This window comes from Rhodococcoides kyotonense, assembly GCF_001645385.1.
In the GTDB taxonomy this organism is placed as follows: domain Bacteria; phylum Actinomycetota; class Actinomycetes; order Mycobacteriales; family Mycobacteriaceae; genus Rhodococcoides; species Rhodococcoides kyotonensis_B.
Map to the genome: position 1 here is coordinate 188,102 of NZ_LVHI01000001.1, position 12,433 is coordinate 200,534.

The window sequence follows — 12,433 nt, forward strand, 5'->3', positions numbered from 1 at the left end:
TTCGGCGTGGCCGCATCAGCGAATATCCTGGGGCACGTGAACTGGACTGTCGACGTACCCATCGATCGTTTGCCCGAGCTCCCGCCTCTGTCTCCGACACTGCGGTCGCAGCTCGACGACGCGCTCGCCAAGCCTGCTGCCCAGCAGCCCAACTGGGACGCGTCGCAGGCCGAGAACATGCGCAAGGTGCTCGAGAGTGTGCCGCCCATCACCGTTGCCGGCGAGGTCGAGTCGCTGTCGGATCAGCTCGCCGCCGTCGCACGCGGCGAAGCGTTCCTGCTGCAGGGCGGTGACTGCGCCGAGACGTTCGTCGACAACACCGAGCCCCACATCAAGGGCAACATCCGAACGTTGCTGCAGATGGCCGTCGTGCTCACGTACGGCGCCAGCATGCCGGTCGTCAAGGTCGGCCGCATCGCCGGCCAGTACGCCAAGCCACGGTCGTCGAACACCGATGCGCTCGGTCTGCAGTCGTACCGGGGCGACATGGTCAATGCGCTCGTCGCCGACGAGGCGGTCCGCCGTCACGACCCGTCGCGCCTCGTACGCGCCTACGCGAACGCCAGCGCCGCGATGAACCTGGTCCGCGCGCTCACCGGGTCGGGTATGGCCGATCTGCACCGAGTGCACGACTGGAACCGCGAATTCGTGCAGAGCTCGCCCGCGGGTGCCCGCTACGAGGCGCTCGCCGGCGAGATCGACCGCGGACTGCGCTTCATGGACGCGTGCGGCGTGACGGATCCGAATCTCGAGGCCGCACAGATCTTCGCCAGCCACGAGGCACTGGTTCTGGACTACGAACGCGCCATGCTGCGCCTCGACAACGCCGACGCCGACAACCCCAAGCTGTACGACCTGTCGGCACACTTCCTGTGGATCGGTGACCGAACCAGGCAGCTCGACGGTGCTCACATCGCGTTCGCCGAACTGATCCAGAACCCGATCGGCTTGAAGATCGGTCCGACGACGACGCCCGAGATGGCGCTCGAATACGTCGAACGTCTCGACCCGACCAACAAGCCGGGTCGTCTGACGCTCATTTCGCGCATGGGCAACGGCAAGGTCCGCGACCTGCTGCCGGCCATCGTCGAGAAGGTGCAGGCGTCCGGGCACCAGGTCATCTGGCAGTGCGACCCGATGCACGGAAACACGCACGAGGCATCGACGGGCTACAAGACGCGCCACTTCGACCGCATCGTCGACGAGGTCCAGGGCTTCTTCGAGGTCCACCGCGGCCTCGGCACTCATCCCGGCGGCATCCACGTCGAGCTGACCGGGGACAACGTCACCGAATGCCTGGGTGGCGCGCAGGACATCTCCGACCTCGACCTGTCGGGTCGCTACGAGACCGCGTGCGACCCGCGCCTGAACACCCAGCAGTCGCTGGAACTGGCGTTCCTCGTCGCCGAGATGTTGCGCGGCTGACGAAACGCTCGCCGAACGATCAGGGAAGCGAGACGACGGACACCGACGAGCCCGGGGCCACTCTGGTACCCGGGCTCGGGTTCTGCGAGATGACGAGCGATCCGTCGGTGTCGACCACCTGACGGACCGTGAAGCCCAGCTCGAGACCCTGAACGGTCTCGCGTGCCGACCCGACCGACCTGCCCAGCAGTGACGGCACGGTGATCGAGTTCGACACCGTCAGTCGTACGGACGTGCCTGCGGTCACCGACGTGCCGATCTTCGGATTCGTGCCGATGACGGATCCGCCGTCCACGCGCTTGTCGAACTCGACGTCGGTGCCCGACACCGTGATTCCCACGGCAGCCAGGGCGGCGACGGCGTCGGACTCGCTCATCTTCTCGACGTTCGGAACGTCGACCGGGGGAGCGCCCTTCGAACGCAGGATCTTGACGGTGTCGCCGACCGAGAGTGTCGTGCCGGGCGGCGGATCCAGCGCGGCGACGCCGCCGACCGGTGCCGTCGTGCTGAACGCCTCGCCGCCGTCGACCGGTTCGAACGTCAGGTCCCGTAGCTGCTGCTGCATGTCCCCGATCGCGATGTTCGGCGCGATGTCCGGGACCACGGGTGACCCGAGAGACACGAGCAGAGACACGGTGTCGCCCTTGGGGATACGTGCGCCGGTCGCGGGATCGGTGCCGATCAACGCGTCGACCGGCACGGTGTCCGAATACGTGCCTCGCGTATCCGTCGTCAGCCCGGCGGCCTCGATTTCCGACGTCGCCGATGCCACGTCCAATCCCTCGACGAGGGGAACGGACGTGTAGCGACCTGACCCCATCCACCAGCCGCCGATCCCGACGAGTACCGCCAGCAATGCGACGATGGTCAGCCAGACGACGATCGCGCGACGCGACCGATGGCGGTCCGCGTCGAAGTCGGGGAATCGATACTGACGCCGATCCGGCGGCGCAGGCGGGGGAGTGTCGTTGCCGGCCCACTGGTCTCGCGGCGTCGGTGCGGTCTGCACGCGGGTGTGCTGGACGCCGTCCGCGGAGGGGTCGGCACGGACTTCGGTCGGCGGGACGGCGACGATCTCGGTTGCCGGTGAACGCGCGGGGTCGGGTCGCTCACCCGCGAAGGCCGTCGGCGCACCCAACGCGGCGGCACTGCGATGCTCCGCCGACCTGCGGGGCGCCGGGACACGATAGGGCGGCAACTCGAGCCGCGCGCAGACCGCGCGCAGCGCACGGGCCATCTCGTCGGCGTTCTGGAAGCGACCTGCCGGGTCGCGCACGGTGGCGCGTCGGACCAGGTCGTCGAACTCTTCCGGCACGCCCGCTATGGCGTCGCCCGGTCGCGGTACGTCGTTGTCGATGCGCTGATAGGCGATGGACAAGGACGTGTCACCGGTGAACGGTGTCCGTCCCGTCAGAAGCTCGTACAGGACGACGCCGACGCCGTACACGTCGCTTCCGGCGTTCGCGGAACCGGTCGTCACCTGCTCCGGTGACAGGTAGGCCGCCGTGCCGAGAATCACACTGCTCGACGTCGCATTGGACGCTGCGACGGCCCGAACGAGTCCGAAATCGGCGATCTTCACGTCGCCCGAGTCCGAGATGAGAATGTTCTCCGGCTTGATGTCGCGGTGCACCAGACCGGCGCGGTGGGCGGTGCCGAGGGCATCGAGTACCGGACGTAGAACCGCAGCGGCGGCGTGCGGGGGCATCGGACCGCGCTCGCGCAGGAGTTCGCGCAACGTGCCGCCCTCGACCAGTTCCATGACGAGGAACGCGTATTCTCCGTCGCGACCGTGGTCATACACGGCGACGAGCCCTGGGTTGTTCAGCCGGGCAACGGCCCTGGCCTCGAACTCGAACCGGGCGACGAACTGGGGATCGTGGGCGAACTTCGGATCCATGATCTTGACCGCAACAGGCCGGTCCAGGCGTGTGTCGAGCCCTCGGTACACCGTGGACATGCCGCCGCGGGCGATAGGCGCGTCGATGCGATATCGCCTGTCGAGCATCGAACCCGCTGACGCGGACCCTACGGACATCACCTGGGGATCACCTCCATCGAAAGTCGCTACTCCGGCGATGGTAGCCAGCGCAGGTATCGCCTCAGTCTCGATGGACCGCGGTGCGGCCCTGGCTTTTCGTAACCGAGAGCGAACCCGTTAACGTTACCGGAGTGAGCACAATCCCTTACGCCGCCGACGTTCTCGACCCCTCCGAGTCCCTTCTGCAGCTGACCGACGTCAGCAAGGTTCTCGGCGTTCCCATCTCGCGTGTCGAGCAGATGCTGCGTGATCGGCATCTCATCGCGGTCAAGCGGAGCCGCGTTCCCGGCGTTCCCGAGGTGTTTCTCGACACCGAGGGCGGCAACGTGGTCAAGGGCCTGCCGGGTCTGCTCGCGGTGCTGCACGACGGCGGATACCAGGACGACGAAATCCTTCGGTGGCTGTTCGAGTCCGACGACAGCTTGCCCGGCCGTCCCGTCGACGCGATGCACGGGCACCTGATGCGCGAGGTGATCAGGCGCGCGCAGGCGATGGCCTTCTGAGTTTTCCGCGCGCGCTCGTCCACCCGGCGGACGCCAGCCCGGGAGCTGCGACGGACAACCGTCGCAGACCCCCGACGCGTGCTCGCTGATGCAGCACGCGATAGCCGCCGTCCTCGACCTCGCGGAGGATGTCTCCGTACAGCGTCAGGGCGGTGCGCATTCCCGGACGAACCGCCGGATCCAGCATGTCGATGCCCGGCTCCGCGGTGCGATACACGGCGCGGGTATGGGCGATCAGATGCGCGAGCGCTCGTTCGAGACGCGCGTCGGTGCGACCTGTCTCGCGGCAATGGTGCAGCAGGCCCTCGTCGACACCGAACGCAGCGAGCTCGTCGGTAGGAAGGTAGATCCGGTCCCGGTCGAGGTCCTCGCCCATGTCGCGGATGAAGTTCGTCAGCTGGAATGCCTCGCCCAGCGCGGCGGCGGGTCCTTCGGCGACGCGCCGATCCACCGCGGTGCCGAGGATCGGGAGCATCTCGAGGCCGATGACGGCCGCGGAGCCGTACATGTACTCGGTCAACTGGTCCATCGTTCGGTAGCGCGACCGGAACATCGGTGTGCCGGGAATGTCCATGCGCATCGAATGGAAGAAGGCGTAGAAGTACTCGTGCGGAATCGCATAGCGCTCGGTGGTGTCGACCAGCGCCCTGAGCACCCGATCGGACTTGCTACGGCCGAGAGCGCCGCCGTTCAGCGCGGCTCGAACATGGTGTTCGAGGACGTCGACCTTGGCGCTCGCCTCGCGGTCGATCGTCGAGTCGCTGTCGTTCGCGGTGAACTGCGCGTCCTCGGGTAGTTCCGGCAGTTCGACGTCGGCGGAATCGACGTCCACGTCGACGATGTCGTCGACCATCCTGGCGAATCCGTAGAGGGCGTGCACTGCCGCTCGTTTGTCCGCAGGCAGCAGCCGGGTCGCGAGGAAGTACGTCTTGCCGTGTTCGGCGTTCAGGTCCCTGCAGATCGCATAGGCGTCGTGCAGCGCTGGGTCGATCCCGTCGAGTTCACCCACGGTCTGCGGCTGAATTCTCGGCGGCGGGTGCGGGGGACGGCGTCGAGCGCAGTCGTAGCGGGTCGACTCGCGTCAACGACAGAGCGGCGACGACGGCAGCGAACGTCGCGAGAGCGACGTGCACGAACGTGTACAAACCGATGGAGCCGTCGGGCCGGAACACGAGCATCAGCCACGTCGACAGCCCGACGAGAATCATCAGCGTCCGGGTGGAGAGCGCGAACCCGGCCGCGATGGCAAGCGGCCACGAGTAGTACCACGGCAGGGCGGCGGGGGACAGGACGACCACCGCGACCATCGCGATGACAATGCCTTTCACGGCGTGGACCTCGGTGCGACGGAACTTCCACCATGTTGCGAGCACGACGACGACCAGCGCGATACCGCAGATCATGCGTGTCACTTCGAGGACCGGGGCCAGACGAATGTCGAGGAACCACGAGGTGCTGACGGTGACCAGATGGGCCATGATCGTGGGCAGCGACAGCCAGTTGATGATCTTTGCCGAACCCGACAAGGCTGTCAGCCAACCGATTCCGACGCCTGCCAGGGCCGACATCACAGCGAACACGCCCACGAAGACCGCGAAGCCGGCACCCGCGGTCTTCGCGAACGCGGCGATCGGCGACAGGGGCTTGCGGTTCTCCTCGATCGCTTTCTGCTTCTCGTGGATCATCCAGATCCACACGATGAACGGCAGGGCGAGGCCTGCCGTCGCCTTGATCGCCACACCGATCGCGACGAGCACGATGCCTGCGATATGGCGTCGTTCGAGGACCAGAACGATGCCCGCAGCCATCAGTCCGACCATGAGCAGTTCGTTGTGGACGCCGCCGATCAGGTGGATGAGGACGAGAGGATTGAGCACGGCCAGCCACAGGGCGATCGCGGGTGTGCCACCGAGATGGTCGGCGAGACGCGGAACGGCCCACACCATCAGCGCGAGTCCGGGCAGCATGGCGAGGCGGAAGAACATCGTGCCGGCGATGACGTTGTCGCCCGTCACCGCGGTGATCGCCTGCCCGATGAGCAGGTGCAGCGGCCCGTAGGGTGCCGTCGTCGTGGTCCAGACGTTGCTGACGTTGTCGAGAAGGACGCCGGGGTTGGCGACGGGGCCGACGGCGTACGGGTCGAAGCCGTCGCGCAGCAGAGCGCCCTGCGCGAGGTAGGAGAACGCGTCGCGGCTGAACATCGGCACGGCGAGCAGCATCGGAGCGGTCCATGCGGGCACGACCCATCGCAGCTCGCCGAGCGTCGTGCGTCCGGCCAGCGTCGCGCGGCCGAGTCGAACCCACGCGATGATCATCAGCAGCACACCGACCCACACGATGATGCTCGACAACACCAGACCGTGTCCGAAGCGCAACCAGGACAGGTGCATCGATTCGAGGAGCGGGTCGCGTCGTCGAACGCTGCCTGCGCCGAACCCGCCGAACGTGATCATGATTCCGCCGACGACACCGAGCAGCGCGGCATGGCCTTCCGGGCTACGCAGGAACGCAGACAAGCGCCTCACACGAGACGACGACGCTGGTGTCCTGGACGGGGAGTCGCTGGAATCCGTGGCACCCGAGGTGGCGGCATTCGACGAGATCGACGACATTGCCGGGTCATTCTCCTCTCGGATGGCTGCGGAAGGTGTGGCAGAAGGCGTGCTTTCCTTCCGGACCGGAGTCAGTTTAGTGCTTCCCGTCGTCGTCTCACGAACCGCGACGTTTCGGTGTGTGCAGCGTCGCGTGCAGTGACCCGCGGCCCGAGTACTCGTTCGGCGGCAAGTCTGCCCGAGACGAGGACGGTGGGCACGCCGACCCCCGGTGTGGTCGCGGATCCGGCGAGAACGACGTTGTCGACGCCTCGTACCAGGTTCTCACGTCGGAACGGCCCGGTCTGCCGAAACACGTGCGACGAAGAGAACGGGCTGCCGTGCAGCATGCCCTTGTCCGCCCAGGTCTTCGGGGTGTCCAGGTGGTCGACGACCATCTCCGCTGCCAGGTGCTCGTAGCCACGCTGCTCGAGCACGAGCTGGATCTCCCGCATGTACGGCTCGCCGAGGCTCTCCCAGTCGAGAGGCGCGCTGTCCAGATTGGGACACGGCGCCAGGATCGAGATCGGCTCGACCGTCTCGCCGCCACGCGTGATCAGCAACGACGGATCCGAGACGGCGGGGCGTGTGATCAGCAGCGACGGGTCTGCCATCAGCTGTCCGCGGCCGGCGCGCGCGGTGATGCGGGTGAACGTGCGCGCCCACTCGTCGCCGAAATCGATGGTGTGGTGAGCTCGCGCCGGCCAGGTGTCGGTGACACGCGTCGGGACCGTGCCGTGGAAGACGACCGCCGACGGGGACACGAACGAATACCCGCGGCGTCGACCACGTGCGGTGATGCCTGCGCCGTCCAACAGGCGATCGACGACGGGCAGATCCGGCGTCAACACGACGGCGTCGCACGGGAAGCGGCGGCCGTCCGCGGTCTCCACCGCCGTGACGCGTCCGTGTGCGACGTCGAGACCGGACACGTCGGCCCGAGTGACGACGGTGCCACCGTTGCGCACCAGTGCATCGGACATCGACCGGGCGATGGCCGACATGCCCCCTTCGGGGAAGTACACGCCCATCGACGTGTCCATGTGCGCGATCGCTCCGTACACGGCGAGAGCTTTCGCAGGCGCCATGCCCGCGTAGAGCGCCTGGAACGTGAAGACGCGGCGCAGCCGCTCGTCCTTCAGGTACGACCCGACGCGTGGTCCGAGCCTGCCGAAGCCGCCCAGGACGAGGAGTTTCGCCGTGTCGCGCAGCGCAGGTCGGCTGGACACGAGGTCGAGCGGTGAGTCGAAGTTCGAATCGATGTAGCGATCGAATTCCGCGTCGAAGATGGCCGCGAGCCAGCGACGAAGCCTGCGGTAGCCCTGGGATTCGTCCGGGCCACACGCTCGCTCGACCTCCGCGGCCATACGTTCGGGGTCGGAGAACACGTCGATATGGCTGCCGTCGGCGTAGCGCGTGTGATAGCTGGGCGACAGGGTCTTCAATCGCAACGGCGGCGACGTGCTGTCGAACGACTCGCCGACAGCACCCAACGCGGAAGCGATCAGCTCGGGCATCGTCAGAACGCTCGCCCCGTTGTCGATGTCGTACAGCGGCTGTCCGTCGTCGCCCGGCACCGTGTAGGTGCCGACGCGTCCGCCGACCGCGTCGTCGCGTTCGAGCACGGTGACACGACGGCCTGCCCCGGTCAGATGAAGGGCTGCAGACAGCCCGGCCAACCCTGCGCCGACGACGACTACCGAGTCCGTCGGGCCGGCTATCGATCGTGGTGTGGACATGTGACCTCCGGAACCGATCAGTATTTCCGCTGCGTGGCAGCGATGGCGATGGCGTGCAGCCGGGCAGCGGCCTCCGCGTCGATGTCGGCGGCTGCCAACGTGTCGAGCGCGCGTTCGGTCAGTTCGGTGATCCGCTGCTCGACATCGTCGACAGCACCCAGATCCGTCAGGGCGGCACGAATGGCGTGGATCTGCTCGTCGGTGAGGTCCTCGGAACCCAGTGACGTGCGCAGCAGCGTCGCGACGTCGGCGTGACCGGCGTCGGCTCGCTGCAGTCCGACGGCCATGAGCACGGTCCGTTTGCCCTCGCGAATGTCGTCGCCCGACGGCTTTCCGGTGACAGCGGGGTCTCCGAAGACGCCGAGCAGGTCGTCGCGCAGCTGGAACGCGACGCCGATGTCCGTGCCGAAGGACCGCAGACTTGCCACGACGAGGTCCGACGCCCCCGCGACGGCAGCGCCCAGGTGCAGCGGACGTTCGACGGTGTACGCGGCGGTCTTGAACCGGTTGACGCGCATCGCGGCGTCGACGGATTCGTCCCGTCCTGCCTCGGCTTCGATGTCGAGGAGCTGCCCGCCGAGGACCTCCGTGCGCATCGCCGACCACACCGGAGAGATGCGGGCCATGGCGGACGCGTCGAGTCCGGACTCCCGCAGCATGTCGTCGGCCCAGCACAGCGCGAGATCACCGAGCAGAATCGCGGCGGATTCACCGAAACGCGTCGCCGATCCGGACCACTGCTGCGCCCGATGCCGTTCGGCCAGCCCGACATGCACGGTCGGAAAGCCGCGCCGCGTGAGGGAGGCGTCGATGATGTCGTCGTGAATGAGCGCGCACGCCTGAATCAGTTCCAACGAGGCACACGCGCGAAGGACGGCGGACGCGTCCGGCCCGTGGCGGTCACCGCCCGCGCCGAGCCACGCCGTCCAGGCGAACGCGGGTCGAAGGCGTTTACCGCCGCGAAGGACGAATGCGACGAGGTCGTCGACGGCGTCCGCGTACCCGCCGCCCAATGCGCCGACCAGCTGCCGTTTCGACGCGAAGAACTCGGTCAGCGCCGTCTCGACGAGCTGAACGGTGTTTACGGATTCGTCGCGCACTGTGGTGTCGAGTCCACTCGATTCACGAGTGGGGGACGAGGTCAGGTCTCCGGACAGGGGATCCTCCGTAACGGGCAGGTGGGCGGGCTGGCCGGAGCCAAGCCTAATGGGTGATTCCGACAGACGAGCCTGCCGTGACGGCGCGCCCCCGGCGAAACTATGATGAGCCGGTGACATCCGATGCCGTCAGGGGGCGGTCAAGTGACGGGTGGGTGACTCGGACTCCATCGATAGTCGATCGCCTACGGACGTCGAGCGACTCCCGTATCCCGTTCTCGGTCGAGTTCTCGCCGCCTCGCGACCACGATGCCGAGGCTCGGCTCTGGCGTGCGGTTCGTGAGTTCGAACAGATGCAGCCTGCGTTCGTCTCGATGACGTACGGGGCAGGTGGGTCCACCCGCGATCGGACCGTTCGGGTGACCGGCCAGATCGCCGAGGAGACCACGTTGCTGCCCGTGGCGCATCTGACCGCGGTCTCGCACAGCATCGCCGAATTGCGGTCGATGGTCGGCGCTTACGCCGATCGCGGCATCTCCAACATTCTCGTGCTGCGCGGTGACCCGCCCGGCGATCCGTTGGGGGACTGGGAGAAGCACCCCGAGGGCGTCGAATACGCCGAGGAATTGGTGTGTCTCGTGCGGGAATTGGGCGATTTCCACGTCGGCGTCGCGTCGTTCCCCGAGGGCCACTATCGCGCGGTGGACCTCGAGCATGACACGCGAGTGCTCGTGAACAAGCTGCGTGCGGGCGCCGAGTACTCGATCACCCAGATGTTCTTCGACGTCGACGACTATCTGCGCCTGCGTGATCGGGTGGTGGCCTTCGATCCCGAACAGGGTGCCAAGCCGATCATTCCCGAGATCATGCCGATCACGTCGCTGCGGTCGGTACGACGCGCACTGTCGTTGTCCGGTTCGGCGCTGCCTCGCCACATCGACGATCGGTTCGTCAAAGCTGCAGGCACCGGCTCGGAGGAGGATCGCGCGGCGGTGCGCGAGGTCGGCATCGAACTCGCGACGTCGATCGGAGAGCGGCTCATCGCCGAAGGCGCGCCTGCGCTGCACTTCATCACGCTGAACTTCGCGCGGGCTACCCGCGAGGTGCTCGTCAACCTGGGGCTGTCACCGGCTCGGGTCTGACCCCGGCGGTGTCACGAGCGGACGACTCTTCCATGTGAGGGCGCCGCGACCTCGGCGTCGATGCGATTGCACGCCCAGCCACAGATAGAGGCCGACGGACACCGGGTGCGCCGACGCGGCCGCCACCTGCCCGGTGAGGCGCCCGGGCCCGGACTCCGACCGCGCCGCAGCGACTCGTGCGACGACGGCTGCCGCGTACCCGAGCAGCCCGGCGCGGCGGACCGTACCGGATCCGAACACCGCGGCGACGGGAGGCACCAGGTAGGCGAGCGTCATCGCCGCCGAGATCGACGCGGTACCCGTACGGCCGCCGAATGCGGACCACAGCCAGCGTGTGTATCCGTCGCGCAGGTCGTCCCAACCGTCGTACATGCGACAGCAGACGTAGCCCGCCCCCGACGCGACGGCGGTGCGACGGCCGCCACGGCGTAGGACGCGTGCGATGTCGAGATCCTCGGTCGCGCTCGACGCGACGGATTCGTGTCCGCCGACGTCGCGGTAGGCGGCCGCGTCGAACACCATCATCTGACCGCACGCCACCACGGTGGAGGGGCGCAGCGATCGGTCGGCGACGCGAACCGGCAGCGTCGACATCCACGAGAAGCTCAGCAACGGTTGCACGAGCCGTTCGGCGACGGTGGCCGCGAGTTGCTCGGGCCACGGGCACAGCAGCGCGACGCCGAGGAGGCGTCGGGCATCGACGGCAGCCTCGATCGCACCACTGCCGAGTCGGACGTCGGCGTCGAGAAACACGAGAACGTCGGGGTCGAACGCGGCAGCGAGGTCGGCGAGGCGTCGGCACGCGGCGGCCTTGCCCGTCCAGCCGTCGGGCGGCGGAACCGACTCGGACACGACGTGGAAACGGGGGTCTCCCTCGGTCGCGGCGTGCGCCGCAGCGGCCGTGTCGTCCGACGACCCGTCGTCCAGAATCATCACGGTCAGACGGCCCCCGTAATGCTGAGAGCGTAGATCGGCGATCAGAAGCGGCAGATCGCGTTCCTCGTCGCGCGCAGGAACACAGACCACGACGGACTCGGGTGTGGATCCGTCACGAGGGGGACGCAAGCGAGGCATGCTGGCGGCGTTTGCCACCGACATGACGGCGGACGCACACGCCAGAGCGGCGCCGGCCAATACGACGGGACGAGCAGAGATCACGCAGTAGGCGTGTTGTCGGGTCCGGCGCCCGCGGGTGCATCGGCGCCGACGCGTCCCACCGGCGGGTTACGCGTGACCCAGGCCATCGCCGCGACGATGGCCGCGACTCCGACGGTGACGCCGCCGACGATGCCCGCCCAACCGGCGAAACTCCTGGTGTTCGGATCCGGATAGCTGACCTCGGCCCGCATCGTGGTGACCTCGCCCGCAGGCAGTTTCCACGTGATGATGTTGTCGCCGTCGCGGGTTCCGTTGGTGGTTCCGATCCGCGCGGGGAACGCGATCGTGAACTGAACGTCCGAACCCTGCACGGGAACGGTCTGCAGGTCGGCCTTGCCGTCGAGAGTCACCTGATCGCCGCTGCGGTGCAGTGCGATCTGGAAACTGCCGGTGGCCTGATCGTTCATCGATCCCAGCGTCTGCACATCGCCGAACGACAGGTCCGAGAACCTGGCCGTGGTGCCCACGTACCCGTCCTGCCTGTACTCCTCGATCCTGATCTTGTCCTGAAGCGTCGTCGGTGCGGTGAGCGTCGGACCGGTGTCGGTGTCCGACGCCGGAACCGTCGCCGCGACGATCTGACCCGACACACGATCGTCGGCGGAGATCCCCATCGACACCTGTACGCGGAGGCATCCGGTGAGCAGCGGCGCGACGAACAACGCCAGCGCGAGCGCCGACAACAGCCGACGCCGGGTACGGGATCTGCCTTCACGGGTTGTCGACTGCACAGCGAC

The 12,433-nt window shown here is 67.5% G+C and carries 10 protein-coding genes; 3 read left to right on the forward strand and 7 right to left on the reverse strand.

Translation table 11 applies throughout. The features are described 5' to 3' along the window. Positions 1-36: 36 nt before the first annotated feature. Complete coding sequence (locus tag A3K89_RS00920; RefSeq protein ID WP_068420651.1) at positions 37-1,425, forward strand: class II 3-deoxy-7-phosphoheptulonate synthase; 1,389 nt, start codon at positions 37-39, stop codon at positions 1,423-1,425. Between the two features lie 19 nt (positions 1,426-1,444). On the opposite strand, the gene pknB is transcribed toward A3K89_RS00920, so the two are convergent. Next, the gene (pknB, locus tag A3K89_RS00925; protein ID WP_068420653.1) at positions 1,445-3,463 is read right to left on the reverse strand and encodes a Stk1 family PASTA domain-containing Ser/Thr kinase; all 2,019 of its coding nucleotides are present in this window, start codon (positions 3,461-3,463) and stop codon (positions 1,445-1,447) included. A 134-nt stretch (positions 3,464-3,597) separates the two neighbouring features. Here pknB and A3K89_RS00930 point away from each other — a divergent pair, with 134 nt between their 5' ends. Beyond that, a complete protein-coding gene (locus tag A3K89_RS00930) occupies positions 3,598-3,969 on the forward strand; it encodes an Rv2175c family DNA-binding protein (RefSeq protein WP_068420655.1) in 372 nt (123 codons plus the stop codon). On the opposite strand, the gene A3K89_RS00935 is transcribed toward A3K89_RS00930, so the two are convergent. From A3K89_RS00935 to A3K89_RS00950, 4 genes are all read right to left on the reverse strand, one after another. Beyond that, the gene (locus A3K89_RS00935) at positions 3,941-4,978 is read right to left on the reverse strand and encodes a phytoene/squalene synthase family protein (RefSeq protein ID WP_068420657.1); all 1,038 of its coding nucleotides are present in this window, start codon (positions 4,976-4,978) and stop codon (positions 3,941-3,943) included. The two genes, A3K89_RS00930 and A3K89_RS00935, sit on opposite strands and share 29 nt — an antisense overlap. Beyond that, positions 4,971-6,581, reverse strand: coding sequence for an alpha-(1->6)-mannopyranosyltransferase A (locus tag A3K89_RS00940; RefSeq protein ID WP_068420659.1), 1,611 nt, complete (start codon positions 6,579-6,581; stop codon positions 4,971-4,973). Before A3K89_RS00940 ends, A3K89_RS00935 begins: the two co-directional genes overlap by 8 nt. Before the next feature lie 71 nt (positions 6,582-6,652). Continuing rightward, complete coding sequence (gene crtI / locus A3K89_RS00945) at positions 6,653-8,299, reverse strand: phytoene desaturase family protein (protein ID WP_068420660.1); 1,647 nt, start codon at positions 8,297-8,299, stop codon at positions 6,653-6,655. Positions 8,300-8,316: 17 nt separating this feature from the next. Continuing rightward, positions 8,317-9,456, reverse strand: coding sequence for a polyprenyl synthetase family protein (locus tag A3K89_RS00950; RefSeq protein WP_371828778.1), 1,140 nt, complete (start codon positions 9,454-9,456; stop codon positions 8,317-8,319). A 155-nt stretch (positions 9,457-9,611) separates the two neighbouring features. On the opposite strand from A3K89_RS00950, the gene A3K89_RS00955 reads away from it, so the two are divergent. After that, positions 9,612-10,538 carry a methylenetetrahydrofolate reductase gene (locus A3K89_RS00955; RefSeq protein ID WP_068420662.1) on the forward strand — a complete coding sequence of 309 codons (927 nt, stop codon included), beginning with the start codon at positions 9,612-9,614 and terminating at the stop codon, positions 10,536-10,538. Here the strand turns inward: A3K89_RS00955 and A3K89_RS00960 are convergent. Together A3K89_RS00960 and A3K89_RS00965 are read right to left on the reverse strand one after the other, a co-directional pair. After that, positions 10,521-11,696 (reverse strand): glycosyltransferase, encoded by a 1,176-nt coding sequence (locus A3K89_RS00960; protein WP_254303365.1) that lies wholly within the window; start codon positions 11,694-11,696, stop codon positions 10,521-10,523. The genes A3K89_RS00955 and A3K89_RS00960 overlap by 18 nt on opposite strands. After that, positions 11,693-12,427: an LppM family (lipo)protein gene (locus A3K89_RS00965; protein ID WP_068420664.1), complete on the reverse strand. Its 735-nt coding sequence runs from the start codon at positions 12,425-12,427 to the stop codon at positions 11,693-11,695. Before A3K89_RS00965 ends, A3K89_RS00960 begins: the two co-directional genes overlap by 4 nt. Positions 12,428-12,433 lie beyond the last annotated feature (6 nt).